This window comes from Priestia sp. JNUCC 25, from assembly GCF_053667915.1.
Map to the genome: position 1 here is coordinate 1,551,367 of NZ_CM132211.1, position 26,085 is coordinate 1,577,451.

Sequence of the window (26,085 nt, forward strand, 5' to 3'; positions counted from 1 at the left end):
TGTTGAAGTGTACCCTTACCAACGATGAGCTTTTGCATTACTTCGCAGGATGATGTTCGTTTGAGACATCTCTGTATGTCCATTTACTTGGGACTTTGAACGCTTCGGTCTCGTCCAGTTGTGGCGGAATAGTTCTGAATGCTGATCTACGTGATTTTTATCATTCATCATAATCACCTCAAGGATAGGATACTTTCACAAGATATTTGCGGTGAAATATCTCTCTTATAGAATGGGATAAAAAAGAAGAAATACACCTAACACTTTTAACCATACATATAAAAGCAGTGCCTATTCATAAACTACAGAAGGCCACTTCTAACTTTAGGTTAAGCTTCGGATTTATAAAGCAAAAACTGCCTTAGTGGGGACTAAGGCAGTTTTTGCTGGAGGGATTAAACTTCAATAATGATGGGAAGAATCATAGGTCTTCTTTTCGTTTGGTTATATAAGAACTGTCCAAGGGTGGTCTTAATTTCTTTTTTCATAATATTCCATTGGTGAACGTGCGCTTTTTGTAATTGGTTTACGATTTTAGTCACTTGTCGATTAACGTCTTTTAATAGCTGCTCTGAGTCTCTTGTATAAACAAAACCTCGCGAAATTGTATCTGGACCAGACACAATTTTTCCTTCCGTTTTATTTAAAGTAATCACAATAACCAGCATGCCATCTTCCGAAAGTTGTTTACGGTCACGTAAAACCGCGTTTCCAACATCGCCAATGCCAAAACCGTCTACATATACATTGCCTGCAGGGATTTTTCTTGTTTGAACAGCTGTTCCGTCCTTGATGTCAACAATATCACCGTTATTTATAATAAAAATGTTCTCTTTTTCCACCCCGACGGATTCTGCTAATAAGCTGTGGTGATGAAGCATTCGAAACTCACCGTGAATCGGGATAAAATACTTCGGCTTCATCAATGTAGTCATTAGTTTTAGCTCTTCTTGATAGCCATGTCCTGATACGTGCATACCTGTTGCGCTTCCTGAACCGTAAATCACATGAGCCCCGAGTGTGAAAAGACTGTCGACAATACGAGAGATATTACGTTCATTGCCAGGAATAGGCCCTGCTGATAAAATGACCGTGTCTTCAGGAAGAATCTCTACTTGTCGGTGATTTCCACTGGCTAACCTAGATAAAGCGGCCATCGGCTCGCCTTGGCTTCCAGTGCAGAGAATAGCGACTTGCTCAGGCGCAAGTGAATGTACTTCATAAGGTTCAATTAGCATCCCTTCAGGAATGGTTAAATACCCTTTCTCTAAGGCAACTGATACAACGTTAACCATGCTTCTTCCAAGAAGCGCAAGCTTTCTATTCGTTTTAATCGCTGCATCTACAATTTGCTGTACGCGGTTAACATTGGAGGCGAAAGTAGAAATAATCACTTTTCGCTTTGCTTTACGAAAAGCTTCTTCTACATGTTTGCCAACTAGCTTTTCTGAAGGCGTAAATCCAGGGCGTTCAGCATTTGTGCTTTCTGATATTAAAGCCAGTACGCCTTCACTGCCGATTTTCGCCATTTTATGAAGATCTGGATATTGGTCGTTAACAGGAGTTAAATCAAACTTAAAATCTCCCGTATGCACAACAGCTCCTTCAGGGGTATGAAAGACAATGCCGAGACAATCTGGAATGCTGTGATTCGTTTTAAAAAAAGAAAGCGGAATATTGCCTAATGTAATTTCTGACTCTTCGTTGATTTCAATAAGCTCCGTCTCTGCAGATAATTGATGCTCCTGGAGTTTAATGTCAATTAATCCAAGGGTAAGGCTTGTTGCATAAATTGGAAGGTTCAACTGTTTTAAAAGATAAGGAATACCTCCAATATGGTCTTCATGACCATGAGTCACAACCAGTGCGCGAACTTTTTCTCGATTCTCTTGTAAGTATGTAATATCAGGTATGATCAAATCTATTCCTAATAAACTTTCATCAGGAAATTTAGACCCGCAGTCAATCACAATGATGTCATCGTCATATTGAACGGCATACATATTTTTTCCTATTTCATTAATGCCGCCTAAAGCAAAAATGGATAGTGTATTGCTATTTGTACTCACGCTTATTTCCTCCTATATTTTCAAAATAGACACATACAGTTTCTACTCTTAGTATGAGCAGTTATTTCTGGTGCATTCTGTTAAATATGGAGATTTTATTTTTATTTAATAGGAGGAATACAAGCAAAAAGAAAAGAAGGTCATTTTCCTAATACTACCTCTTATTTTCTTTTCATAACTCCATAAAATATAGACGTTACACATGGAGGTGGATGTAATGAGTAAACAAAATAAAAGCAAAAACCAAGGAATCAGCAGCAGTGCAGCTGCTGTCGATAATGTGAATAAAAGTATTTTATCAAACGATATTCATACAGATGAGCTTCAAAAAGCAAAAGTAAGCCGTCATAACAAATAAAAGAATAACAACCAAAAGAGCAGCTTTGAGCTGCTCTGAATAAAATAGAGATAGGGAAGTGAAAAACGTGTCCGAAAATAAAAATTATCATTATAAAGAAGAAAAGGTGTCAACTCCTAATCGTCCTCTTGAATATAAAGAACGCGCAAACGAATCAAAAAGTACACGTCAAATGCTGCGCAGTATTCTCGAATATTCAAGTCGTTATCGTTAACAAATTTTACATATAATCATGGGCATATTTAAAAGGGCTCGTCTCGACAAATATAAGGTATAAAGAACCTTTTTTGAAAAAATATATATTATTTACAATAAATTTAAAAAAATCATAAATGAACCTGCTATAATCCTCTTGAAAAGACAAGCTTTGCAAAAATTTGAGAGGAGCATTTTATATGCGAAAAAAATATACTCGCGTAGGTTATGCCGTTTTAACAATGTGTACAGCTTTATCTATCTCACTGCCTTTTACTACTCATTCAGCATCAGCAGAAAGCGCTGCTGACCCTGCACCAGAAATTAAAGCCTCTGTCGTAAATGAAAATAACGGTAAAAAAATCTTGTTTGATAATACCCATGGTCAAACTGCGGGTACAGCAGATTGGGTTATTGACGGAGGTTTTTCTGATTTTGGGAAAGGACTGGCTGGTAGCGGGTTTGATGTAAAAGAGCTGCGAAAATCTACGCCGATTACATACAGTGACCTCAGTGGCTATAGCGTGTTTGTTGTGCCAGAAGCGAATATTCCGTATAAATCTTCTGAACAAGCCGCCCTTTTACAATATGTTCAGAGCGGGGGAAGCGTCTTTTTTATTGCTGATCATTACAATGCAGACCGAAACAAAAACCGGTGGGACTCTTCAGAAGTTTTTAACGGATACCGTCGCGGAGCATGGACAAACCCCCAAAAAGGCATGACAACGGAAGAAGCAACCTCCGATGCAATGCAAAACGTAACAAGCTCTGACTGGTTAGCGAGTAACTTTGGTGTTCGCTTTCGCTATAATGCCATTGGTGATGTGACAGCCAATGATATTGTAGCTCCTTCTCAGGCATTCGGTATTACGCTAGGTGTTTCCACCGTTGCTATGCATGCAGGTTCTACGGTTGCTATTACGGACCCAAACAAAGCAAAAGGAATTGTGTATCTTCCTAAGACAACGACAAAATGGTCAAATGCTGTAGATCAAGGAGTGTATAATGGAGGAGGAAGAGCGGAGGGACCTTTTGCTGCTGTTTCAAAAGTAGGGACAGGTAAAGCTGCTTTTATAGGAGATTCTTCACCGGTTGAAGATGCTACACCAAAATATAAACGAGAAGATACAGGATCTTCTAAAACCACATATGACGGATTTAAGGAACAAGACGATTCTACACTGCTTGTAAATATGGTCAATTGGCTAGCGAAGAAAGAAAGCTATACGTCTTTGAATCAAGTATCAGGACTTCAATTAGATCAGGCTACAGCATTACTTTCGTCGGAAACGCCAAGTCAGTCCACTGAGCCTCAGCCAGAGCCATGGTCAGCACCTACATCAGGCTATAAATGGTACGATACGTCAACTTTTGCATCTGGTTCATATGGTTATAAAGGTGGAACCACACAGCCCCCAGCTGCTAGTGCTTACGTATTGGAACATCAAGCCATTTTACCAACGAGCGGCGTATTCCAAATACGCGTAAAGGTAAGCGGGCTTTCAGCTAACACTACGTACAGCACGTTTAATCTAGGTGCATATAACGGATCGGGAACTCAAATTGCTAAAGTTCAAAACGCAGATGGAAGCTGGCCTTCATCGTATGGATACAGCAGCAATTTTTCAATTACAACGGACGCAGCTGGAAATGGAGAAAAGGTTTTGAATGTCCAATTAAATCCAAGCGCAGCGGGGAGTGCCAATCTTCGCTTACGCCACAGCGGTACGAATGCATATACAGAAGCTGTAACGGTAGGGAACGTAGCGGTTCAACCATTGCCTTAATAAGAGCGGAAGCAAGCACTTGTGCTTGCTTTTTTATTGTTGTATTCTCTATCTTTGAGCGTTAAAGAAGCGTCAGACGAGAGGCTTATCCATAAAGGAGAAATATGATATCTTAGAAGAAAGAAAGAAGTAAAAGGAGTCAGCTAATATGTCTAAATATAAAGAATTAGAGACGGGTTATCTAATGGATAAGATTAAAGAATACAAAGAATTAATTTGGAGAGTAGGGCCAGGAAGTGAAAGAACTATAGAAGCTGTTCAAGAGATTCAAGGAATGGAAAAAGAGTTAAAAGCACGCAATGCAGAATTTGAAACTACGGATTGGAAAGCTTTTACTCGGGAAATAAAAGAAAACTACGATTTTACTTATTAAGAAGACACATTCATAATAATGTGATAAGGAAAAATGTCTCCAAGTAGAAGGCTTTCTGCTTTCTACTTGGAAACGATAGAAATAGTATGAAGACGATTAAGAAAAATGATCTAGTATCAGTGAAGCAAGTAATCCAAGTGCAGCAATTAATCCCGTAATAGAACCTCCTTCTTCATAGGCCTCTGGCATCATTGTAGAACCTACCATAGCAATAATACCACCGCCGGCAAAAGCAGCAATAGCAGCCATAAGTGTCTCAGATGCATGGTCTAAAAAAACAAAGCCTGTCCATGAGCTAAAAGCTGAAATGAACAAAACAGCTGCCCATAGTAAAAAAATTTTCTTTTTAGAGAATCCGCTTTTCAATAGACCTGTCGTACTGGACAGTCCTTCAGGAATATTACTTATAAAAATAGCGATAACTAGAAGCCAGCTAACGGTTGCATTTTCAAGTAAGCTAGCCCCAATCATAATGGACTCTGGGATTGCATCCATTACGGTTCCTATAAATATAGCAATTCCAGAACTATTCGCAGCCATTTGTTTGGTAGACCTCTTTCTTTTATTCGCTCCTTGACGTGAAATTAGATAGTCTAAAAAAGTAAAAACGACAGCCCCGGCAAGAAAACCAAGGGAAGTAGCTTTTAAACCACCGTTATGAACCGAGTCTCCAAGCAGCTCATAGGTAGATGCTCCGATTAATACACCTGTCCCAAAAGCCATAATATAACCAATTATCTTTTTGCCGATAGGCAAAAAAACTGCTGCTAAAGCACCAAGAAGGACAGCTGATCCTGAAATTCCGCCCCACATCGCAGCTTGCCACATGAAAAATCCCTCCTCATCTCTATTTTCTATGGATACTTTCCCTAAGAAGAGAAAGAAAAAACGTAAAAGTAGAAGAAAGGAATTTTTTCGATTAAGTAGTGGTTTCATTTCGTTATCCTTAAGAAATAGAGTGTTCCGGCACCCTGCGTCTATATCTGTTTTTAATATTCATAAAATTTAAATTATACTGAAATAAAAAACTATTTCACTGAGATGACTGATTTAACAAAGGTAAATGGTTTACTTGAGTGTTTTTCTGAAAAAAACAATTGTATTTCTGAGGGAAATTCATTATCATAAAATAAGTAATTATACAGTCGAATAGCTAAAAATAGAAAAAATAGTTTAGTTGTAAAGGTGCTGGTTAAAAATGGAAGGTTTTAAAAACGATAGCTGTTCCATCAGACACAAAAAGTATCTTTCCTAACAGAGCTATAACAAGTTTAGGAGGAGGAAATGGAATGGCAGACAAAGAGCTAAAAAGAGGCTTAGAATCCCGTCACATTCAAATGATCGCGCTAGGCGGAACAATTGGCGTTGGATTATTTATGGGATCAGCAAGCACCATCCAATGGACAGGTCCATCGGTATTGCTTGCTTACGCAATCTGCGGAATGTTTATTTTCTTTATTATGCGTGCCATGGGCGAAATGCTGTACATGGAACCAAGCACAGGTTCATTCGCTACATTTGGCCACAAATATATTCATCCATTAGCAGGTTATATGGCTGCGTGGAGCAACTGGTTTCAATTTGTAATCGTAGGTATGTCTGAAATTATAGCGGTAGGAGCATATATGCATTACTGGTTTCCCCATTTACCAGCTTGGGTGCCTGGTATTATCGCCATGTTGATTTTAGGCACAGCAAACTTAATTTCAGTAAAATCATTTGGAGAGTTTGAATTTTGGTTTGCGATGATTAAGATTGTAACAATTATTTTAATGATTATCGCAGGACTTGGGTTAATTTTCTTTGGATTTGGAAATGGCGGAGACGCAATCGGGTTATCAAACCTTTGGGCACACGGCGGCTTCTTTGCAGGTGGATGGTCAGGCTTTTTCTTTGCGCTATCTCTTGTTATTGCAGCTTATCAAGGAGTCGAGCTAATTGGTATTACAGCTGGTGAAGCAAAAGATCCTAAAAAAACGTTAACAAGCGCAATTCAAAGCATCATTTGGCGAATCTTAATTTTTTATATTGGAGCAATTTTTGTCATCGTGACGGTATATCCGTGGAATGAGTTAGATTCTTTAGGAAGTCCATTTGTATCTACATTTGCTAAAGTTGGTGTTACAGCAGCTGCAGGTATCATTAACTTTGTAGTTATTACAGCAGCGATGTCAGGCTGTAATAGTGGAATTTTTAGTGCAGGACGCATGCTTTATACGCTTGGTGTAAACGGTCAAGCACCTAAATTCTTTACGAAAATTTCTCGTAACGGTGTTCCAATTTACAGCACACTCGCTGTTATGATTGGGTTAGTAATTGGCGTTATTTTAAACTACATCGCTCCACCGAATGTATTTGTTTATGTATACAGCGCTAGCGTGCTTCCAGGAATGATTCCTTGGTTCATTATTCTTATCAGCCAAATTCGTTTCCGTAAAGCTAAAGGTGCTGAAATGAACAGTCATCCTTTCAAAATGCCTTTTGCGCCTGTAACAAACTATATAACTATTGCTTTTTTACTTATGGTGCTTGTAGGCATGTGGTTTAATGATGAAACGCGTATTTCACTTATTGTAGGGGTTATTTTCCTCGCTCTTGTTGTCATTAGTTTTTACGCATTCGGAATAAATAAGCGTATGATACCTGATACAGAGAACGGTCAAATAAAGAAATAAATATGCTTTTTCATAAGTGAAAGGCAAAACAAAAAAACGGCTGAGAAAAGCCGTTTTTTTGTTTTGTTTAAATGAAAGATACAAGAAAAATGTCATTGTACGCTGATAGTTTGGATAAACTATATTCGTTCATATAACGTAAAGGGAGCGAATATTATGAGAAGCCACAGATATATTATTAAAGATTCACTAAAAGCTGAGGAAGTTGCCCGAGATTTGGAACTGCAGCTGGATATAAACCGAATGTCGGATGTCAGAATCCTTTCGGTAAATGCACAAAACGAAATACTCGTTCAAATGGAGGAGGAGAACGAAGAAGCAGGAGATGTCATTGATGTATTTATGAAAGAGTATAAAACCGCAGAAATTATTGAATAGCATGTAATTGAGAAGAATATTGAGGGGTTTCGTTGAATAAATAAAAAGAAAACACCTTTACTTTTTATTTAAAAAGGAACGCACGAAGAAAACTTCTTGTTTATCAAGAAGTTTCTTTTGTATCTGAACATTTGTTTGTATAGGTAGGGAGAGGTGATGAAGGTGAAAAGAAATGGTGAGGGTCACGTCTTTTTTATTATTCTCGGAGGCCTGTTTATTTTAATAGGCACACTCTTTGCAAATACTTCCGTTTATTTTCTCATCTCCGGATGGATAGCAGCTGTCTGTTGTTTAGGAATCAGCGCTGTACTAAAGAAAGGAAAAACAAAATCAGTCAGTAAAGAGGAGGAAGAATAATAATTTTTATATAAAGATGGAAAGTAAATATATGAAAAGGAAGAATGGATATCCATTCTTCCTTAAGTCATGGTGTGTATGAAATTGTCTTAGAAACGTCCGCCGCCAAGTTGTTGCTCAGCTAATTGTACAAGACGTTTTGTGATTTCGCCGCCTACTGATCCGTTTGCACGTGCAGTAGTGTCAGCTCCTAAATTTACTCCGAACTCGCTAGCGATTTCATATTTCATTTGATCGATTGCTTGTTCAGCTCCGTATACTAATAATTCATTATTATTGCTGCTTTTGTTGTTTGCCATTGTATTCAACTCCTTTCTGTAACGTTAAGTTGTGAACAAAGGAAGAAGAATATGCAACAAACTGATATTTATTTTATAAAAAACGTATTTTTACGTTGTTTGTCCCTCTAGAAGCTTAACGGGAAGGCAGATTTCACGAGGTATATTGCTGAATTCTCCTTCAATTTCTTTTAGTAAAATATCAATGGCTGTTTGAGCAATCGATTCAATGGGCTGTTGAACTGTAGTTAGACCAGGTAACAAAGTCTGACTGGCCTCCGTTCCGTCATAGCCCACGATTTTTAAATCTCTTGGGATGTTTTTTCCTCTTTTTTGTGCTTCCGCAACTACTAAAGCTGCAAGTAAGTCATCACTTGCAAAAATACCATCTACTTCCGGATGTTCTTCGAAAACCTTAGAAATAGTTTCTCGCTGAATGTTGCGGTCAAAGGTATTTGAAATTTCATACGTGATAGGCTGTTTTCCGTCCTTTTTCATCACGTTTTCATAAGCTTTCCTTCTTAAGTTAGCTGGAGTTTCAAGTTTAAGGGGGCCGTTAATATGAACAATATGCTTACAACCTTTTGAAATGAGCAATTCCGTGGCTTGTTTTCCTCCAGAATAGTTATCAGAAGATACGGTAGGAATATCTTTCGATAAATAATGATCCACTGCTACCACAGGAAGACTTTGACTTTCTGAATCAAAAATACCTCTATTATAAGTAACGGCAATAACACCATCTACCTGATTTCTAATGAGCATCTCTACATATTTTTTTTCTTTATCAATTCGATTAAGACTGTTACAAAGAAGTACTTTGTAGTTAAGAGAAGCACATATACTTTCAATGTGAAAGGCTAACTCTCCGAAAAAAGGGTTGCTCGTTTGCGGGACAATCATACCGATTAAATTTGTTCGCTTATTAAATAATGAACGCGCAATATCATTTGGGAAATAATTAATTTCTTTCATTGCTTTATAAACATTTTCTCGCGTTTCTTTGCTTATGTAACCACGGTTATTTAATACACGAGAAACGGTAGTCGGTGAAACACCTGCAATTTTTGCTACATCACTAATTTTGGCTTTCATCTAGTTTCCTCCTAATTTCTCCAAAGCATTGCTTTTATAGTATATATCAGACATGTAAAAGCCTTAAAATAAATGCAATCAAGCAAGCAGCTTTCCAGTCGTTACGTTTTATTTTAATCGATAAAAATCTATGTAAGAATTGTAAACGGTTTATTAAACAATTTAAACATACCACAAAGCCCACTTTTACACCTAATACAATCTTTTTGCAATATAAAGTATGAAACCGGTTGACATAAAATCAAATTGAAAGTGCTTTCATTTTGTTAGATAAAAGATTTTATATCTTAAGCTAAAGGGGTAACTAAAATGAAAAGTTCAAAAAGTTTATATTGGAAGCTGAGTGCATATTTTTTCTTCTTCTTTTTTACGTGGTCGTCTAGCTACTCTTTATTTTCTATCTGGTTAGGGCAAGAGATTAAGTTGAACGGATCAGCTACAGGCTTAATCTTTTCTGTAAACGCTATCTTTGCTTTGTGTATGCAGCCTTTGTACGGATATATATCTGACAGGATAGGTTTAAAGAAACATATTTTATTTTTTATTAGCTGTCTTTTAGTGTTTGTAGGACCATTTTATATTTTTGTTTATGGACCTTTGCTTCAATACAATGTGTTGATAGGAGCTATTATTGGAGGCTTATATTTAGGAGTAGCGTTTTTGGCGGGCATCGGAGCGATTGAAACATACATAGAGAAAGTCAGCCGAAAATATAAATTTGAGTACGGAAAATCTAGAATGTGGGGGTCATTAGGCTGGGCTGTAGCTACATTTTTTGCAGGACAACTATTTAATATTAATCCCCATATTAACTTTTGGGTGGCATCTGTTTCAGCGGTTATCCTAATGGCTATTATTTTTTCTGTAAAAGTAGAAATGAGCAGCTATGAAATGGAAAAAGCTGAATCCGTCACGCTGAGAGATGTAGGTAATTTATTCTTATTGAAGGAATTTTGGTTTTTTATGATTTATGTTGTTGGCGTTACGTGCGTGTATGGGGTATACGATCAGCAATTTCCTATCTATTATGCATCTTTGTTTCCTACTGAATCGATAGGTAACCAAGTATTTGGCTACTTAAATTCGTTTCAAGTATTTTTAGAAGCTGGAATGATGTTCGCAGCACCGTTTATTGTAAATAAGATCGGTGCAAAAAATAGTTTAATTTTAGCAGGATTTCTAATGGGGTTTCGTATTATTGGGTCAGGGCTTGTTGTTGGTCCAATTGGAATATCTTCGATGAAACTTATTCATGCATTAGAACTTCCTATTATGCTCATTGCCATCTTTAAATATTTGGCAGCTAACTTTGACACGCGCCTATCTTCTATACTTTATTTGGTTGGATTCCAATTCGCTTCACAAATAGGTGCTTCAGTTCTTTCACCTATAGCCGGAGGATTATATGATAGCGTAGGTTTTTCCCGTACCTATTTAATTATGGGAGGTATGGTTTTGGTATTTAACGTTATTTCGATGTTTACACTACTAAACTCTAAAAAACACAAGTTTATGAGAAAAGATGTACAAGAAAAAACGCAGATTATATAGGGGGATATGATGATGTTAACGATAAATAAAATCGAACAAGCTCAACATTCATTAAATGAAGCAGAGAAAAAGGTAAATCATCAATACCGGTTAGGGTATCATATTATGGCGCCAGCGAACTGGATTAATGATCCGAATGGGTTGGTTCAGTATAAAGGAGAATATCATGTTTTTTATCAACATCATCCATATGACGAGAATTGGGGACCGATGCATTGGGGACATGTCAAAAGCAAAGATCTTGTTCATTGGCAGCATTTACCGATTGCTTTAGCTCCTGGAGATACATTTGATAAAGATGGATGTTTTTCTGGAAGTGCCGTAGATAACGAAGGAGAGCTTACGTTAATTTATACAGGACATAATTATATAGACAAAGAGCTGGATACTTTTTTTCAAAACCAAAATATAGCTGTTAGTAAAGACGGCATTACCTTTGAAAAAGCAGAGACCAACCCAGTTATTGCTGAGCCGCCAGCAGATAGCTCTCATCATTTTCGGGATCCTAAAGTATGGAAGCACGAAGATTTCTGGTATATGATTCTAGGAAACTCAACAAAGAAAAAAGAGGGACGTGTTATCTTATACCGATCTTCAAATCTACGAAAATGGGAATATGTTGGTGTTCTTGCTAAAAGCGATGGAGATCTAGGGTATATGTGGGAGTGCCCAGACTTCTTTGAGTTAGACGGAAAGCATGTGTTAATGATTTCTCCTCAAGGGATAGAAGCAAAAGGTGATTCTTATCACAACCTTTTCCAAACAGGATATTTAGTTGGAGAATATAATTATGAAACCAATACATTTCATCATGGGTCATTTACTGAATTAGATTACGGCCACGATTTTTATGCTGTTCAAACGCTTTTAGATGATAAAGGGCGGCGAATTGCAATTGGCTGGATGGACATGTGGGAAGCTAATATGCCAACGAAAGAGGATGGATGGTGCGGCGCGCTAACGCTTCCGAGAGAACTAACTTTAAGAGAGGATAAAGTGTTAATGAACCCCGTCCAAGAGCTTACATCACTTCGGAAAACTCAGTATAATATGCTAACCAATAAAGCTCTTTCTAACAGCTATGTAGTAGAAGTAAATGAAGACTTGCTAGAGATACAAGCTGTATTTGATTTAGCGGACTGCCAAGCTTCATCGGTAGGAATAAAAATTCGTGGAATAAACAACGAAGAAACGCTTATGTGTTACAACCTTAATGAGCAAAAGCTATTGCTTGACTGTACTTACTCGGGAAAAGAAGATGGAGTGAGGAAAGTAGCGTTACAAGCAGGTGAGACACTAGCTTTACGAATATTTGTGGACCGTTCTTCCGTTGAAGTATTTGCAAACGAAGGACAAGCGACCATGACGAGCCGTATTTATCCAAAAGAAAGCAGGCTCGGAATTGAGTTATTTACTGAAGGAGGAAACGTAATCGTAAAAGAGTTAACGTATTGGAATTTAAAAGATATTTGGGGGTAAAATACAGAGGAAGAAGTATATTAATACTTCTTCTTTTTTGAGCATTTAATAGCCCGTCAACAAAGTGGAGGTATATAAATGGATAAGGCACTTTAGATTAAAAGCACGAGCAAATACGATATAATAGTAAAAGAGATAATGAATGAAAGAGAAACTGTCCTGCTCTAAGATGCCCAGAAGAAAGTAGGACAGAGAAGGGCTACTGCGCTTATAAAACAACGATCAGTAAAGAAAGAATTATGTTTTAAGACACAAAAAGAAAAGGAGATACGATGACTAATCAAAAAGAAACAGGATGGAATTTACGTAATAGCTATGCGGAGTTACCAAACATCTTTTTTACGCCTCTTGATCCTAATCCAGTGAGTTCACCTAAAATAGTTAAATTTAACGACTCTTTAGCCGCATCTCTAGGGTTACAAAAAGAGCAGCTGCAAAGCCCAGAAGGAGTTAGCATTTTGGCTGGAAACAGTGTCCCAAAAGGTGCTTTCCCGCTTGCACAAGCTTATGGGGGGCATCAATTTGGTCACTTTAACATGCTAGGAGACGGCCGGGCTATGCTGATAGGGGAGCAAGTTACGCCTTCGGGTGAGAAAGTAGATCTTCAGCTTAAAGGCTCAGGCCGAACTCCGTATTCCCGCGGAGGAGACGGTCGTGCAGCTCTAGGACCTATGCTGCGTGAGTATATTATTAGTGAGGCCATGCATGCTCTTGGTATTCCAACTACTCGGAGCCTAGCAGTCGTAACAACAGGCGAATCCATTGTTCGTGAAAAAGAACTGCCGGGGGCGATTTTGACGCGTGTAGCTTCCAGTCACCTTCGTTTTGGCACATTTCAGTTCGCTGCAAAATGGGGAACGGTCGAAAACCTTCAAGCTTTAGCTGACTATGCATTAGAACGTCACTTTCCCCATATAGAAAAGAATGAAAAAAAATATTTATCATTGCTTCAAGAAGTGATTAAGCGTCACGCTACCCTAGTTGCCAAATGGCAGCTTATTGGTTTTATTCATGGCGTCATGAATACGGATAATATGACAATTAGTGGAGAAACAATTGATTATGGACCATGTGCATTTATGGATACCTATGATCCAGAAACTGTATTTAGTTCAATTGATGTACAAGGGCGCTACGCTTATCAAAATCAACCAGGCATTACAGGGTGGAATCTTGCGAGGTTTGCTGAGGCTTTATTACTGCTATTGGATCAAGATATAGAAAAAGCAGTTGAAATAGCGCAAAGCGCCGTGATGGAATTTCCAAAATTCTATCGGGAAAACTGGCTGGCAGGTATGCAGGCTAAACTTGGGCTTTTTAACGAAGAAAAAGAAGATGAAGCATTATTCCAAGAGCTTCTTACAATAATGAAAACCTATAAAGCTGACTATACAAATATGTTTCGTGCATTAACTTTCGATAAGCTAGAAAATAGTGATCTGTTTAAAAGCAAAGAGTTTGCACAGTGGCATGAGCTATGGCAGAAAAGACTAGGTAGACAACAACAATCTAAAGCGGATTCACAAGAGCTTATGAAAAATAATAATCCGGCTGTCATTCCTCGAAATCACCGAGTGGAAGAAGCGTTAGACGCAGCACAAAAAGAAGACTACAGCGTCATGGAAACCCTTCTTGAAGTGCTTTCTAGCCCATATGAATCTCCGGGTCAGCCAGAGTATTGTACACCGTCTGCTCCGTCTAATCAGCCTTATCAAACGTACTGCGGAACTTGATTCATTTAAATAAGAACTGCTATTTAAAAACAGCATAAATGATATCAAAAAGAGCTCTTTATAAAGAGCTCTTTTTGATTTTCTGAAAAATGTATTATTGATTATTAAAATGATAACGATTTCTCGTGAAAAGCTACATAAAATTTAACAGGATAAAAGAATCAAATTGAAAAGTAATCATCTAATTCTTTTGTCTCTTATTATTGCCAATAGGAACTATTATATAATAAATTATTCCACTATTTCACAAAAAATACATTAACGATATTTTTTTGAAAATGGCTTACTTTAACAGCTGTAGAAGAGCTTATAAAAAATAGCAGGTTAAATATGATGATGAATTTGCCCATTTAATCAAAAAGTTGAAGGTTTAAGACTTTATAACCAAATAAAAAATACAAGGGGAGAAAAATGAGATAATCACTCCATTTTACCTATTTGACTTTTCAATATTATGCAAGTAATCTTGGAAAGGTAATGGAACCGGTTCTGTTATTTCGCCAGATTGATATTACTTCTCGATACATAGAAAATGAATTGCTTGTGAGTGACACAAGAAAAGGTATTATACAAAAGGGAGAAAAACAGATGAATATTAAGAAAATCGCAAAGCAAACTACAGCTTTATCTTTTGCTACAGCTCTGTTAGTAGGTGCTGGATCTCAAACATGGGCTGCTGAAAGCAATCATAAAGATACCAACAATAATTATGGAGTTTCCCATATTACGCGTGATAACATGCTGAAAATTCCTCAGCAGCAAAAAAGCGAACAGTTTAAAGTTCCAGCTTTTGATAAATCAACAATCAAAAATATTGCCTCTGCAAAAGGGTATGATAAATCGGGCAATTTAATTGATTTAGACGTATGGGACAGCTGGCCTCTGCAAAATGCTGACGGAACAGTAGCCAACTATCATGGTTACCAAGTTGTATTTGCACTAGCAGGTGATCCGAAAGATGCTGATGATACATCTATTTATGTGTTTTATCAAAAAATCGGTGAAGATTCGATTGACAGTTGGAAAAATGCAGGAAGAGTGTTCAAAGACAGTGACAAATTTGTACCGAATGATCCTCATTTGAAAAAGCAAACACAAGAATGGTCAGGATCTGCTACTTTAACATCAGACGGAAAAATACGCTTATTCTATACTAACTTTTCAGGTACAAACTATGGAAAACAAACCTTAACAACAGCTCAAGTAAATGTATCCCAGCCAAGTGGAGATACGTTAAAAATTGAAGGTGTTGAAGATCATAAATCCATTTTTGATGGTGATGGTAAAAAGTATCAAAATATTCAGCAGTTTATTGACGAAGGCGCATATGGTTCAGGAGATAATCATACGTTGAGAGATCCTCACTATGTAGAGGATAAAGGGCATAAATACCTTGTGTTTGAAGCAAACACAGGAACTGAAGATGGTTATCAAGGTGAAGATTCCCTTTACAATCGAGCTTACTACGGTGGAAATAATCCATTTTTCCAATCAGAAAAAGAGAAATTACTTCAGAGCTCTAATAAAAAGAAAGCCTCTTTAGCAAACGGTGCATTAGGCATTGTTGAACTAAATAACGATTATACCTTGAAAAAAGTAATGGATCCACTGATTACTTCAAACACGGTGACAGATGAAATTGAACGCGCAAATGTATTTAAAAAAGATGGGAAATGGTACTTATTCACAGATTCTCGCGGATCTAAAATGACTATTGATGGTATCGGCCAAGATGATGTATATATGCTAGGGTACGTATCAAATACGCTGACAGGAAAATACAAGCCGCTAAATGATACAGGACTTGTTTTACATATGGACCTCGACCCTAATGACAAAACGTTTACGTATTCACATTTTGCAGTTCCACAAGTGAAAGGAGACAATGTCGTAATCACAAGTTACATGACAAACAGAGGCTTCTATTCAGAGGAACATTCTACTTTTGCTCCTAGCTTCTTGTTAAATATTAAAGGATCAAAAACAGCTGTTGTGAAAAACAGTATTTTACCACAAGGGCAATTAAGTACGGATAAATAATTTTTAAAAACGAAAGAAGATGGCGACAACTGCTGCTGTTTTCTTTCGTTTTATTATTTAATCAAAAATGTGCTGTAACCGCAGCGGTGATTAAAATAAAAAAGCAGTATCTACATTAATAGTTATTTAAAGAAAATGAAACATTCAGACAGACTATAACTTTAAGAATGAAACCGGTTGACATGCAGGTTTGACTAACTTAATATATTTACATATAATGGTTTGAAGCGTTTTCATAGATTAGTATGACATGAAGGTACTTGTAGATGAAATAGCTTGTAGTAGTAGGGAATGATCATTTCTTTGAAAGAGAAAATCCCAATCGTGAACTGAAAATAAAGAAGGTGCTTCTAATGAAACGAATTGATAAGGTATACAATCAGCTGTTGAGTAATTTTCAAGAGTTTACAGAAGTGGAACTTTTACATAAACAAGGAAGCTCAGCGATTGAAATTGCTGAACAGTTAGATTTAGAGAGATCTAATGTAAGTCTTGAACTTAATAAACTTGTCCGCATGCAAAAAGTAATCAAAATTAAAATGTTCCCCGTTCGCTACGTTCCGCTAGAGGTTGTCGAAACCATTTGTCGTCAAAAGTGGGATACGAATAAGATGGAAGTAGAAAAACTAGAGCAGCTATCTAATGTGGGAAAAGAAGAAGCTCTTCCTGCTAATCCTTTTGAATTAATGATTGGAGCTACAGGCAGTTTGAAAAAATCGATTTCTCAAGCAAAAGCTGCTGTTCTTTACCCGCCTAATGGATTACATATGCTGCTATTAGGTCCCACGGGATCGGGAAAATCTCTTTTTGCAAAACGAATTTATCAATTTGCCTTATATTCAGAGAGGCTAAAAACAGATGCCCCGTTCATTACCTTTAACTGCGCTGATTATTACCATAATCCTCAATTACTTCTTTCTCAGTTATTTGGTCATAAGCAAGGGAGTTTCACTGGAGCAACTGAAAGTAAAGTAGGTTTAGTAGAACAAGCAAATGAAGGGATTCTCTTTATGGATGAAGTACACCGGCTTCCTCCCGAAGGCCAAGAAATGCTTTTTTACCTCATTGATCAAGGTACGTACAATCGCCTAGGGGAAACAGATCACAAGCGAACGTCTAAGGTATTAATTATTTGTGCTACAACTGAAAATCCCGGTTCAGCCTTACTGCAAACTTTCTTAAGAAGAATTCCGATGACTATCCATATTCCCTCATTAGAAGAGAGGTCTTTAAAAGAAAAAATTCGCCTCACCACGTTTCTTTTAGAACAAGAGGCTAAACGAATTAATAAAAAGCTAAGTGTCCACATTGATGTATTAAATGCTTTAATCCACACTGAAAAATTCGGGAATGTAGGGCAGTTAAAGTCGAATGTGCAGCTCGTTTGCGCACACGGATTTTTAAATAACCTTGATAGTAAACATATGGTGGAACTTACAGTGCGAGATCTGCCTGATGATATTAAACGAGATTGGATTTCGAATAGTAAAAATATGGAGCGCAGCAAAAAAATTTCTGAATATGTAAACCTTAAAACGATTATCTCCCCGGCTATGGAGAGCCAAGAAATAAAAATGGAGGAAGACGTATCATTTAATTTATATCAGTTAATAGAAGAAAAAGTAGATGTTTTAACAAAAGAAGGTTTATCTCAAGAAGACATCAATCAGTATATTCTTACCGACATTCATTTGAATGTTCGGAGCTTTTTTAATCAAAAAAATGGCCAGAGCTCTAATTTAATGAAATTCGTAGAAGACGATGTGATTCAGCTTACAAAAGAATTAAAACAGTTGGCTGAAAAAGAATTGAACTGTAAATTTGATCGCAGGTTTATTCATTTTTTAAGTATGCATATGGAATCCTTTTTAAAGCGAAAAAAACAAGTAGACGTATTAAATACAAAGGAGATAGATGAAATTCGCGAAACATATCCAAAAGAATATGCGGTAGCACTGCTTTTTAAAAATCGAATTGAAAAGTGGTTTAACATTAGCGTGCCAGAAATAGAAGTCATTTATCTCACAATGGTTATTCAATCGATTCGAACGTTAGAAGAAAATAAACGAGTAGGGATTGTAGTTGCTGCGCATGGAAACAGCACGGCAACTTCTATGGTTGAAGTTGCTACGGAGCTTTTAGGAAGCACTCCTATTATAGCTATTGATGTGCCTTTGACGGTATCTCCGGTTGAAATTGTAGACAGGTTAATCCAAGGAATTAAGAAAGTAGATGAAGGAGAAGGCGTATTAATGCTTGTGGACATGGGCTCGCTTGCCATGTTAGAAAGCAAGTTGGAACAAAAAACAGGGACTAAAATTAAAACCATCAGCAATGTGACGACGTCTATGGTGTTAGACACTGTTAGAAAAGTAAATTATTTAGATTTAAATTTATATGCCATATTTGATTCGGTGCAAAAAGACTTTATGGAATTTATAGATAAGCAGCAGCACGTGTTTGGAAAAAAGAAAGCACTTGTTTCTATTTGTACAACAGGAAGCGGTACAGCAAAACAATTAGAAAAAATCTTAACGATTATTTCACGCAAAGTATCTCAAGAACCTATTAAAATTCTAACCGTTTCTTCTATTAAATTAGCAGCAAACATTCGAGAAATTCAAAAAGAATATGAAATTGTTGCAACAGCAGGTACTAAAAATCCAAGGATTGATGCGCCTCATGTATCATTAGAAGTCCTCATTGAAGGGCAGGGAGAGCGAATACTTCAACAGGCAATTACAAAAGAAACGATACGCTATGATGACGAGAAAACCGAAGCGAATATTGTGGTGCGTGAACTTTGCGAAGAAAACTTGCGAAAGTACCTTCTATTTATTAATCCGTACCTCATAAGTGAGATTCTGTTAGAGTGGTTAAGTCATGTACAAGATGAGTTAGAAATGGAATTAAGCAACACTGTTATGATTCGAATTGTGATGCATACAGCCTTTGCTTTAGAAAGAATGATAAAAAATGAACCTCTTACTTTTCCAGAGGATGAAGAAATCACTCATCAGTTAGAAAATATTTATCAAAAAACGGAAAAAACAATACAAGCCGTCGAAAAAAAGCTGAAACTTACCTTAACAAGAGATGAAAAATTATTTATTGCCACCATTTTTGCGGATGAAATGTAAAAATCATATTATAATTCTGAGAAACTAGTTTGATTTATATGCCACTAGTTTCTTTTTTTATCCCACTTTTTAAATAACAGAAAAACCTGTATTAAAACGCATGACGTTTTGATACAGGTTTGTTTATTTTAAGAAACCTGTATCAACAACACAGAAAAAGGTATTGAAAAATAAATGAAAGCGCTTAATACTCTTTGTTGGCACGATACTTGCAATAAATAAGTGTAGAACGTAAAAGAGAGGAGCAAGTGTACATGATTTCAGTCATTATTAGTGGACATGGTGATTTCGCGCCAGCGTTAGAGGGGTCTTCCAAAATGATATTTGGTGAAGAGAATCACGTAGTAGCCGTACCTTTTCTAAAAGGAGAGGGTATCCAAACCCTTGAAGAAAAATATAAACAGGCACTAGAGGAAATGCCCTTAGAAAATGAAGTGCTTTTTTTAGTCGATATTTTCGGAGGTACACCCTACAATGCGGCTACTCCATATATCCTTAAAAATAAAACAGCGGATATGGTATCCGGAGTTAACTTGCCTATGCTATTAGAAGTGTTAGCCATGAGGGAACACGTTACATTAAAAGAGATGCTAGGAAGATTAAAGCAAGTGAATGAAGAAAGTTTTCAAGTGTGCAGTGAACATTTGGAGAAAATCCAGCAAGCAAACCAAATCGGAGAGGATGGATTATTATGAAAATCGTTTTAGCAAGAATTGATGACCGCTTTATTCACGGGCAGGTATTAACAAGATGGATCAAAACAAATGCAGCAGATCGAATTATCATTGTTTCAGATGAGGTGGCAGCGGATGAAATGCGAAAAACGCTTATTCTTTCTGTGGCCCCTTCGAATGTAAAAGCGAGCGCTGTCTCGATTTCTAAAATGACAAAAGCATTTCACAGCCCTCGTTATCAGGATACAACAGCCATGCTGCTGTTTGAAAATCCCGCAGACATTGTCGCTCTTGTTCAAGCGGGCGTACCTATTGAGACAGTAAACGTAGGCGGCATGCGTTTTGCTAATGACCGAAAACAAATCACTAAATCTGTAAGCGTTACCGAAAAAGATATCGATGCTTTTGAGAAACTGCAGGAACTAGGCGTAAAGCTTGAGCTGCGCCAATTACCTTCAGATTCTAGTGAAAATTTTATTCAACTACTGAGAAATGAAACAAAAATCAAATAAGGAGATGAGTTTATGTCTTCCATACAAATTATTTTATTATTAGTCATTGCAGCGGTAACTGGCATCGCAAGCGTGTTGGACGAAGGGCAATCCCATCGTCCTCTCATTGCCTGCACATTAGTAGGCTTGGTGCTTGGAGATTTAAAAACCGGCATTATTTTAGGTGGAACACTGGAATTAATGGCTCTTGGATGGATGAATGTTGGATTGGCGATGGCACCTGATACGGCTATTGCTTCTGTTATTTCAACTATTTTAGTTATCACAGCTGGTCAGGGTATTGGTGAAGGCATTGCGGTAGCCATAGCTTTAGCAGCTGCAGGGCAAGTGCTCACCATTTTTGTTCGTACCATTACAGTATTTTTAATTCATCGAGCTGATAAGTATGCGGAAGAAGGGAATTTTAAAGGAATTGAAATTATGCATATTACTGCTATGGGTTTTCAAGCTCTCCGCGTTATGATTCCAACTTTAATTGTTACATTAATCAGCGTAAGCGCCGTGCAAACTTTCCTCGGAAATATTCCGGAAGTTATTACAAAAGGCCTGCAAATTGGAGGAGGAATTATCGTGGTCGTAGGATACGCCATGGTTATCAATATGATGAACATTCCTCATTTAAAGCCCTTTTTCTATATCGGGTTCTTATTGGCGGCATTTACAGGGTTTAACCTGGTAGGATTTGGAGCGCTGGGTCTTTGTTTAGCACTTCTTTATCAGCAAGTAATGCAGCAGCGAAATCAAATGCAGCCGGCAGGCGTTCCCGCAGCTACAGGGAGCGAACAAGTATATGATGATGACGATGATTTAGATGCCTAAACGGCGAACTTAAGGGAGGGATAGAGATGGAAAATGAAAAAAGATTAACGAAAAAAGATATCTTTAGCATGTTCATTCGTTCGAATTTTTTACTCGGTTCATTTAACTTTGAGCGTGTTCAAGCAATGGGCTACTGTTATGTTATGATTCCAGCAATCAAGCGCTTATATGGACCAGGAGCTCAGCGAAATGCAGCATTAAAACGTCATTTAGAATGGTTCAATACACACCCATGGATTTCCGCACCTATATTCGGCGTCACGGCAGCAATGGAAGAAGAAATGGCAAACAAAAAAGATTTTGATGAGAAAGCTATCAGCGGAATGAAAATTGGATTAATGGGCCCGCTTGCTGGTGTAGGAGACCCTATTTTCTGGGGAACGCTTCGACCAGTTCTCGCAGCCCTAGGCGCATCGCTTGCGTTAGGAGGGAATATTGCCGGGCCACTGCTGTTTTTCATCTTAATTAATGCAATTCGATTAAGTACAAAATATTATGGATTAAAATATGGCTACTTAAAAGGAACAGAAATTTTAAAAGATTTAGTAGGCAATCGAATTCAAAAACTGACAGAAGGTGCATCCATTTTAGGACTCTTCGTAATGGGAGCGTTGGTTTCGAAATGGACCACTATTAATATACCAGTGGTTGTTTCTAGGATCAAAGATGATTCTGGTAAAGTTGTGGTAAAAACCGTGCAAGACGTACTTGATAGTATTCTACCGGGGCTACTTCCTTTAGCGCTAACTTTATTAGTAGCATGGATGCTTCGAAAAGGTACAAATCCGCTGCTTATTATTTTCGGTATTTTCTTAATTGGTATAGGAGGTTATTGGATAGGCTTTTTAGGTTGATAAATAAGAGGAGTCATCTATTCTTCTAACATCTGCTGGTGAAAATGTTTTACATAACCAGTATGCAAATAAAGGAGGAAAGGAAGATGAAAAGAACCGTTAAAAAGTTATTGATGATTGGAGTCGCTTGTTCTATAAGCTTGTTTTCTGCATGCCCTGTATTAGCTGATAATACAGGGTATTATCAAGAAAAATACCGGAATCAATTTCATTTTTCTCCAGAAGCGAACTGGATGAACGATCCAAATGGAATGGTTTATTATAACGGAGAGTATCACCTTTTTTATCAGTATTATCCTTACGGTACCACTTGGGGACCTATGCACTGGGGGCATGCGGTTAGTACAGACTTGGTGAAATGGAAACACCTGCCGATTGCTCTTTCTCCAGACGAGAACGGAGAGATCTTTTCAGGAAGTGCCGTTATCGATTGGAATAATACCGCAGGGTTTGGAAAAGAAGCAATGGTAGCTATCTTTACACACTCGGGCAATAAAGGACAAGTGCAAAGTCTAGCATACAGCACGGACAGCGGAAGAACGTGGACCAAATATGAAGGAAATCCTGTTATGCCGAATCCCCCAGTTCCTGACTGGCGCGACCCAAAAGTGTTTTGGCACGACCAAACCAAGCAGTGGGTGATGTCTTTAGCTGCTAAAGATAAAATTATGTTTTATACATCACCTGACTTGAAAAATTGGAAATACGCAAGTGAGTTTGGACCTGATGGAGGCATCCAAGCAAACGGTCAAAGTAGTGCCTACTCATATACTTTATCCGAACAAAAAGGTCAATCCTTTACTCTAGAGGGAGAAATTACGCTTGTAGAAAAGAATGGACGCGCAGGCGCAGGCGGTCTTGTTTTTCGTTCTAATAAAGACGCAACAAACGCATATACCGTCAATTTAGATGCTGAAAAGAACCTCTTAACACTTAACAAAGTAGAGAAAGGAAACGTAACAACCGTTGTTTCAAAGTCGATGAGGCTTGATACATCACAAGCATATCATGTAAAAGTAGAAGCAAACAGTCACTACTTTAAGGTATTGCTAAACGGCAAACAGGTTCTAGAAGGCAGTGATGCATCTTTTGAAAATGGTCAGTTTGGATTAACAGCATGGAATTCCACAGCTGTCTTTCGTCATGTTAAATTTACGAATCAATCTAATTTTATAACCAATCTATCTAACTGGAAACCTATTACTGGAACGTGGAATGATACTGCTGCTGGAAAACTTGGTAAATCTGACAGCGATGGATATATCATAAGTGAAGAACAGGGAGATCAGTTCATTTTCAAGTCAAATATGACATTTTTAGATGCAAATGGTTCAGGTGCACTACTCTTTCGAGCAGACGCGGAAGCCAAAAACGGATATATAGCTAGCGTGGATGCTTCTAAAGATACAGTCAAACTAGTAAAGCTTCAAAATGGCATTTCAACTGTCCTTGCCGAAACAAACGAAAAAATTGATACGAGCAAATCACATCAAGTAAAAGTAACTGCATCGGGAAATAAACTTGATTTGCATATAGACGATAACTTCACCCTTACTGCAAAAGATGAAACTTTTTCAAAAGGATTGTTTGGACTACACGTTAATCAATCTTCAGTCCAGTTTCAAGACGTTAATATGACTAAGTTTATTGATACGGATGAAAAAGAAATTAAAAATAAAAGTTTTGAAACAGGAGATCTCACCGGCTGGAAAACGATAAAGGGAAATGCATTCACAAACGATCATGTAACGGATGCAACCGCAAATTGGAGCGGTCTTTTTGAACAAAAAGGAAAGTATCATTTATGGGGTTTTTCTGATAAGCAAGATGGCGATAATGCCACTGGAGAATTACATTCGTCTTATTTTAAATTGAGCGGCTCAGGTGAAATCAATTTGTTAATGGGAGGCGGAAACGACTCCACAAACCGCTATGTCTCCTTAGTCAGAGCATCTGACGATAAAGAATTGATTCGTCAAGCGAATACAAAGTTTGCAGATGAAAAGTATCAGCCCTACGTGTGGGATGCTTCTAAGTATATAGGAGAAGTACTGTACATTAAAGCCGTTGATCAAGCTGTAGGCGGATGGGGGCATATTAATCTAGATGATGTTAATGTATTTAATACAGAAAAAATGCCGGATAAAGTAGACAGTGTAGCAAAAGAACCGGAGGAAGTTAAACAAAGGGAAGGCGGAGAGCTTTCAGATTGGAATACTGTGTCAGGAGAATGGGTGAAATCAACTCATGGAAGCAACGGAGGGATTTGGGAGTGTCCTACTTTACTTGAACTGCCGGTTGATGGAGACAGCACAAAGAAAAAATGGGTGCTGCAGGTCAGCATCAATGATGGAGCGGCAGCTGGAGGTTCAGGTATGCAGTACTTTGTTGGTGATTTTGACGGAAAAACATTTAAAAATGAAAACCCGCCAGAGGAAGTGCTTTGGACAGATTATGGTGCCGACTTTTATGCTGCTGTAGATTGGAGCGGAGTTGAAGGAGATAACGGAGAAAAGTATTGGCTAGGCTGGATGAGCAACTGGCAATATGCCAACAATACCCCAACTACTACTTGGAGAAGCTCTATGTCAATCCCAAGAAAAATAGAACTCACCAACACAGCAAAAGGGCTTCGTTTAAAACAAATACCTGTTTCAATTGATTCAATTCGCAATAAGCAAGAAAAAAAGGTGTTGAAGAATCTGATGGTTACTGAGAACAAAAATCTTCTTTCAGGCATACAGGAAAACAAATATGAAATCATTGCAGAATTCGATGTTTCAAATACAGATGCACAAGAATTTGGTTTTCAAATTCAAAAAGAAGGCAGTGAAAATACAAAAGTCAGCTATAACGTAAACAAGCAGCGATTATTTGTTGACCGAACAAACTCTGGAAGTTTTGATTTTGGTGAAAATGTGAAAGACAAACACTCTGTTTCCATGCTTCCAAAAGACGGAAAGGTTAAGCTTCATATGTTTGTAGACCAGTCATCTGTAGAAGTATTTGGTAATGACGGCACTGAAGTAATAACAGATCAGCTCTTTCCAAAGCTTTCAAGCAATAAAATAAGGCTTTATAGCAAAGGAGGAGGTGTAAAATTGAATTCTCTAAAGATGTATCCATTAAAATCTATTTGGAATAAAAGTCCTGTTGATACAAACTTATCAGGGTGGAAAAGCATTAGCGGACTATGGGCCGATACGATTAATGGAAAACAAGGACGAAGCAAAGAAGATACCTTTGCTTTATCATCAGAAAAAGCAAAGAATTTTATATATGAGGCAAAGATAAAGGTGTTAGCCGATTCTGTTTCAAATTCTACAGGAGCAGGAGCGCTAGTATTCCGTTCGGATGAACAGGCAAATAACGCTTATGCTGCGAATGTAGATGTGCTTAATAATCAAGTAAAACTCATTGCGTTTAGAGACGGAATAGGCAAGGATCTCATTATTTACGATGATGGGGGAAAGTTGGATTTAAAGACAAATACGGATTATCGCTTGAAAGTAACGGCTGAAGGAGAACACATTCAAGTTTATCTCGATGATAAGCTTGTGATTGATGCAGTGGACCATACCTTTTCAGAAGGCTATGCGGGGTTGAATGTGTGGAATTCTACTAGTTTGTTTAATGAAGTGAAGCTTGAAATAGTGGATTAAGGGATTGTGAAAGCTGCCGTTTACTAAGGCAGCTTTCTTGATGAGTTTATAGTAAT

22 protein-coding genes are annotated in these 26,085 nt (G+C 37.6%); 17 read left to right on the top strand and 5 right to left on the bottom strand.

Going from position 1 to position 26,085, the window contains the following annotated elements:
- Window positions 1–15 precede the first annotated feature (15 nt).
- Both JNUCC25_RS07890 and JNUCC25_RS07895 read right to left on the bottom strand, forming a co-directional pair.
- Window positions 16–168 carry a YpzG family protein gene (locus tag JNUCC25_RS07890; protein ID WP_014460817.1) on the bottom strand — a complete coding sequence of 51 codons (153 nt, stop codon included), beginning with the start codon at window positions 166–168 and terminating at the stop codon, window positions 16–18.
- Window positions 169–395: 227 nt separating this feature from the next.
- Window positions 396–2,069: a ribonuclease J gene (locus JNUCC25_RS07895; RefSeq protein WP_064471502.1), complete on the bottom strand. Its 1,674-nt coding sequence runs from the start codon at window positions 2,067–2,069 to the stop codon at window positions 396–398.
- Window positions 2,070–2,286: 217 nt separating this feature from the next.
- On the opposite strand from JNUCC25_RS07895, the gene JNUCC25_RS07900 reads away from it, so the two are divergent.
- The 4 genes from JNUCC25_RS07900 (at window position 2,287) to JNUCC25_RS07915 (ending at window position 4,782) form a co-directional block, all read left to right on the top strand.
- Window positions 2,287–2,427 carry a hypothetical protein gene (locus tag JNUCC25_RS07900; protein ID WP_170960130.1) on the top strand — a complete coding sequence of 47 codons (141 nt, stop codon included), beginning with the start codon at window positions 2,287–2,289 and terminating at the stop codon, window positions 2,425–2,427.
- Between the two features lie 67 nt (window positions 2,428–2,494).
- Window positions 2,495–2,641: a hypothetical protein gene (locus JNUCC25_RS07905; RefSeq protein WP_156622810.1), complete on the top strand. Its 147-nt coding sequence runs from the start codon at window positions 2,495–2,497 to the stop codon at window positions 2,639–2,641.
- Between the two features lie 181 nt (window positions 2,642–2,822).
- The gene (locus JNUCC25_RS07910) at window positions 2,823–4,409 is read left to right on the top strand and encodes a DNA-binding protein (RefSeq protein ID WP_454223059.1); all 1,587 of its coding nucleotides are present in this window, start codon (window positions 2,823–2,825) and stop codon (window positions 4,407–4,409) included.
- 148 nt (window positions 4,410–4,557) lie between these two features.
- The gene (locus JNUCC25_RS07915) at window positions 4,558–4,782 is read left to right on the top strand and encodes a hypothetical protein (protein WP_064471504.1); all 225 of its coding nucleotides are present in this window, start codon (window positions 4,558–4,560) and stop codon (window positions 4,780–4,782) included.
- A gap of 96 nt (window positions 4,783–4,878) precedes the next feature.
- On the opposite strand, the gene JNUCC25_RS07920 is transcribed toward JNUCC25_RS07915, so the two are convergent.
- Window positions 4,879–5,610 (bottom strand): ZIP family metal transporter, encoded by a 732-nt coding sequence (locus tag JNUCC25_RS07920; RefSeq protein ID WP_064471505.1) that lies wholly within the window; start codon window positions 5,608–5,610, stop codon window positions 4,879–4,881.
- 461 nt (window positions 5,611–6,071) lie between these two features.
- Between JNUCC25_RS07920 and JNUCC25_RS07925 the strand changes: the two genes are divergently transcribed.
- The 3 genes from JNUCC25_RS07925 to JNUCC25_RS07935 all read left to right on the top strand — a co-directional run bounded on the left by JNUCC25_RS07925 (window position 6,072) and on the right by JNUCC25_RS07935 (window position 8,192).
- On the top strand, window positions 6,072–7,457 hold the full coding sequence (locus JNUCC25_RS07925; RefSeq protein WP_064471506.1) for an amino acid permease: 1,386 nt from the start codon (window positions 6,072–6,074) through the stop codon (window positions 7,455–7,457).
- Window positions 7,458–7,613: 156 nt separating this feature from the next.
- Window positions 7,614–7,835 (top strand): hypothetical protein, encoded by a 222-nt coding sequence (locus JNUCC25_RS07930; protein WP_098287231.1) that lies wholly within the window; start codon window positions 7,614–7,616, stop codon window positions 7,833–7,835.
- Window positions 7,836–7,991: 156 nt separating this feature from the next.
- Window positions 7,992–8,192, top strand: a complete 201-nt coding sequence (locus JNUCC25_RS07935; RefSeq protein WP_013056287.1) for a hypothetical protein — start codon at window positions 7,992–7,994, stop codon at window positions 8,190–8,192.
- Window positions 8,193–8,281: 89 nt separating this feature from the next.
- Here the strand turns inward: JNUCC25_RS07935 and JNUCC25_RS07940 are convergent, their stop codons facing one another.
- Together JNUCC25_RS07940 and JNUCC25_RS07945 are read right to left on the bottom strand one after the other, a co-directional pair.
- Complete coding sequence (locus JNUCC25_RS07940) at window positions 8,282–8,491, bottom strand: alpha/beta-type small acid-soluble spore protein (protein WP_013058452.1); 210 nt, start codon at window positions 8,489–8,491, stop codon at window positions 8,282–8,284.
- A 90-nt stretch (window positions 8,492–8,581) separates the two neighbouring features.
- Window positions 8,582–9,565 carry a LacI family DNA-binding transcriptional regulator gene (locus tag JNUCC25_RS07945; RefSeq protein ID WP_029324231.1) on the bottom strand — a complete coding sequence of 328 codons (984 nt, stop codon included), beginning with the start codon at window positions 9,563–9,565 and terminating at the stop codon, window positions 8,582–8,584.
- 309 nt (window positions 9,566–9,874) lie between these two features.
- Here JNUCC25_RS07945 and JNUCC25_RS07950 point away from each other — a divergent pair, with 309 nt between their 5' ends.
- The 10 genes from JNUCC25_RS07950 (at window position 9,875) to JNUCC25_RS07995 (ending at window position 26,029) form a co-directional block, all read left to right on the top strand.
- A complete protein-coding gene (locus JNUCC25_RS07950; RefSeq protein WP_078081655.1) occupies window positions 9,875–11,116 on the top strand; it encodes an MFS transporter in 1,242 nt (413 codons plus the stop codon).
- Between the two features lie 21 nt (window positions 11,117–11,137).
- On the top strand, window positions 11,138–12,595 hold the full coding sequence (locus JNUCC25_RS07955; protein WP_029324235.1) for a glycoside hydrolase family 32 protein: 1,458 nt from the start codon (window positions 11,138–11,140) through the stop codon (window positions 12,593–12,595).
- A gap of 272 nt (window positions 12,596–12,867) precedes the next feature.
- Window positions 12,868–14,328: a protein adenylyltransferase SelO gene (locus tag JNUCC25_RS07960; protein WP_064471509.1), complete on the top strand. Its 1,461-nt coding sequence runs from the start codon at window positions 12,868–12,870 to the stop codon at window positions 14,326–14,328.
- 588 nt (window positions 14,329–14,916) lie between these two features.
- Window positions 14,917–16,368 carry a glycoside hydrolase family 68 protein gene (locus JNUCC25_RS07965; RefSeq protein WP_013056293.1) on the top strand — a complete coding sequence of 484 codons (1,452 nt, stop codon included), beginning with the start codon at window positions 14,917–14,919 and terminating at the stop codon, window positions 16,366–16,368.
- A 353-nt stretch (window positions 16,369–16,721) separates the two neighbouring features.
- Window positions 16,722–19,508 (top strand): sigma 54-interacting transcriptional regulator, encoded by a 2,787-nt coding sequence (locus JNUCC25_RS07970; RefSeq protein WP_064471510.1) that lies wholly within the window; start codon window positions 16,722–16,724, stop codon window positions 19,506–19,508.
- Window positions 19,509–19,762: 254 nt separating this feature from the next.
- Window positions 19,763–20,203, top strand: a complete 441-nt coding sequence (locus tag JNUCC25_RS07975) for a mannose/fructose/sorbose PTS transporter subunit IIA (RefSeq protein WP_014460796.1) — start codon at window positions 19,763–19,765, stop codon at window positions 20,201–20,203.
- The gene (locus JNUCC25_RS07980) at window positions 20,200–20,694 is read left to right on the top strand and encodes a PTS system mannose/fructose/N-acetylgalactosamine-transporter subunit IIB (RefSeq protein ID WP_013056296.1); all 495 of its coding nucleotides are present in this window, start codon (window positions 20,200–20,202) and stop codon (window positions 20,692–20,694) included. Before JNUCC25_RS07975 ends, JNUCC25_RS07980 begins: the two co-directional genes overlap by 4 nt.
- A gap of 12 nt (window positions 20,695–20,706) precedes the next feature.
- Window positions 20,707–21,513 (top strand): PTS mannose/fructose/sorbose transporter subunit IIC, encoded by an 807-nt coding sequence (locus JNUCC25_RS07985; RefSeq protein ID WP_013056297.1) that lies wholly within the window; start codon window positions 20,707–20,709, stop codon window positions 21,511–21,513.
- A 26-nt stretch (window positions 21,514–21,539) separates the two neighbouring features.
- Window positions 21,540–22,367, top strand: coding sequence for a mannose/fructose/sorbose PTS transporter subunit IID (locus tag JNUCC25_RS07990; RefSeq protein ID WP_013056298.1), 828 nt, complete (start codon window positions 21,540–21,542; stop codon window positions 22,365–22,367).
- Between the two features lie 86 nt (window positions 22,368–22,453).
- Window positions 22,454–26,029, top strand: a complete 3,576-nt coding sequence (locus JNUCC25_RS07995; protein ID WP_078081658.1) for a GH32 C-terminal domain-containing protein — start codon at window positions 22,454–22,456, stop codon at window positions 26,027–26,029.
- The last annotated feature ends 56 nt before the right edge of the window (window positions 26,030–26,085 follow it).

What these genes read in the sequence shown, in the direction of transcription:
- JNUCC25_RS07890 (WP_014460817.1), bottom strand. Translation starts at nt 168, where the DNA reads ATGAATGATAAAAATCACGTAGATCAGCATTCAGAACTATTCCGCCAC.
- JNUCC25_RS07900 (WP_170960130.1), top strand. Translation starts at nt 2,287, where the DNA reads ATGAGTAAACAAAATAAAAGCAAAAACCAAGGAATCAGCAGCAGTGCA.
- JNUCC25_RS07910 (WP_454223059.1), top strand. Translation starts at nt 2,823, where the DNA reads ATGCGAAAAAAATATACTCGCGTAGGTTATGCCGTTTTAACAATGTGT.
- JNUCC25_RS07915 (WP_064471504.1), top strand. Translation starts at nt 4,558, where the DNA reads ATGTCTAAATATAAAGAATTAGAGACGGGTTATCTAATGGATAAGATT.
- JNUCC25_RS07920 (WP_064471505.1), bottom strand. Translation starts at nt 5,610, where the DNA reads ATGTGGCAAGCTGCGATGTGGGGCGGAATTTCAGGATCAGCTGTCCTT.
- JNUCC25_RS07925 (WP_064471506.1), top strand. Translation starts at nt 6,072, where the DNA reads ATGGCAGACAAAGAGCTAAAAAGAGGCTTAGAATCCCGTCACATTCAA.
- JNUCC25_RS07930 (WP_098287231.1), top strand. Translation starts at nt 7,614, where the DNA reads ATGAGAAGCCACAGATATATTATTAAAGATTCACTAAAAGCTGAGGAA.
- JNUCC25_RS07935 (WP_013056287.1), top strand. Translation starts at nt 7,992, where the DNA reads ATGAAGGTGAAAAGAAATGGTGAGGGTCACGTCTTTTTTATTATTCTC.
- JNUCC25_RS07940 (WP_013058452.1), bottom strand. Translation starts at nt 8,491, where the DNA reads ATGGCAAACAACAAAAGCAGCAATAATAATGAATTATTAGTATACGGA.
- JNUCC25_RS07945 (WP_029324231.1), bottom strand. Translation starts at nt 9,565, where the DNA reads ATGAAAGCCAAAATTAGTGATGTAGCAAAAATTGCAGGTGTTTCACCG.
- JNUCC25_RS07950 (WP_078081655.1), top strand. Translation starts at nt 9,875, where the DNA reads ATGAAAAGTTCAAAAAGTTTATATTGGAAGCTGAGTGCATATTTTTTC.
- JNUCC25_RS07960 (WP_064471509.1), top strand. Translation starts at nt 12,868, where the DNA reads ATGACTAATCAAAAAGAAACAGGATGGAATTTACGTAATAGCTATGCG.
- JNUCC25_RS07965 (WP_013056293.1), top strand. Translation starts at nt 14,917, where the DNA reads ATGAATATTAAGAAAATCGCAAAGCAAACTACAGCTTTATCTTTTGCT.
- JNUCC25_RS07970 (WP_064471510.1), top strand. Translation starts at nt 16,722, where the DNA reads ATGAAACGAATTGATAAGGTATACAATCAGCTGTTGAGTAATTTTCAA.
- JNUCC25_RS07975 (WP_014460796.1), top strand. Translation starts at nt 19,763, where the DNA reads ATGATTTCAGTCATTATTAGTGGACATGGTGATTTCGCGCCAGCGTTA.
- JNUCC25_RS07980 (WP_013056296.1), top strand. Translation starts at nt 20,200, where the DNA reads ATGAAAATCGTTTTAGCAAGAATTGATGACCGCTTTATTCACGGGCAG.
- JNUCC25_RS07985 (WP_013056297.1), top strand. Translation starts at nt 20,707, where the DNA reads ATGTCTTCCATACAAATTATTTTATTATTAGTCATTGCAGCGGTAACT.
- JNUCC25_RS07990 (WP_013056298.1), top strand. Translation starts at nt 21,540, where the DNA reads ATGGAAAATGAAAAAAGATTAACGAAAAAAGATATCTTTAGCATGTTC.
- JNUCC25_RS07995 (WP_078081658.1), top strand. Translation starts at nt 22,454, where the DNA reads ATGAAAAGAACCGTTAAAAAGTTATTGATGATTGGAGTCGCTTGTTCT.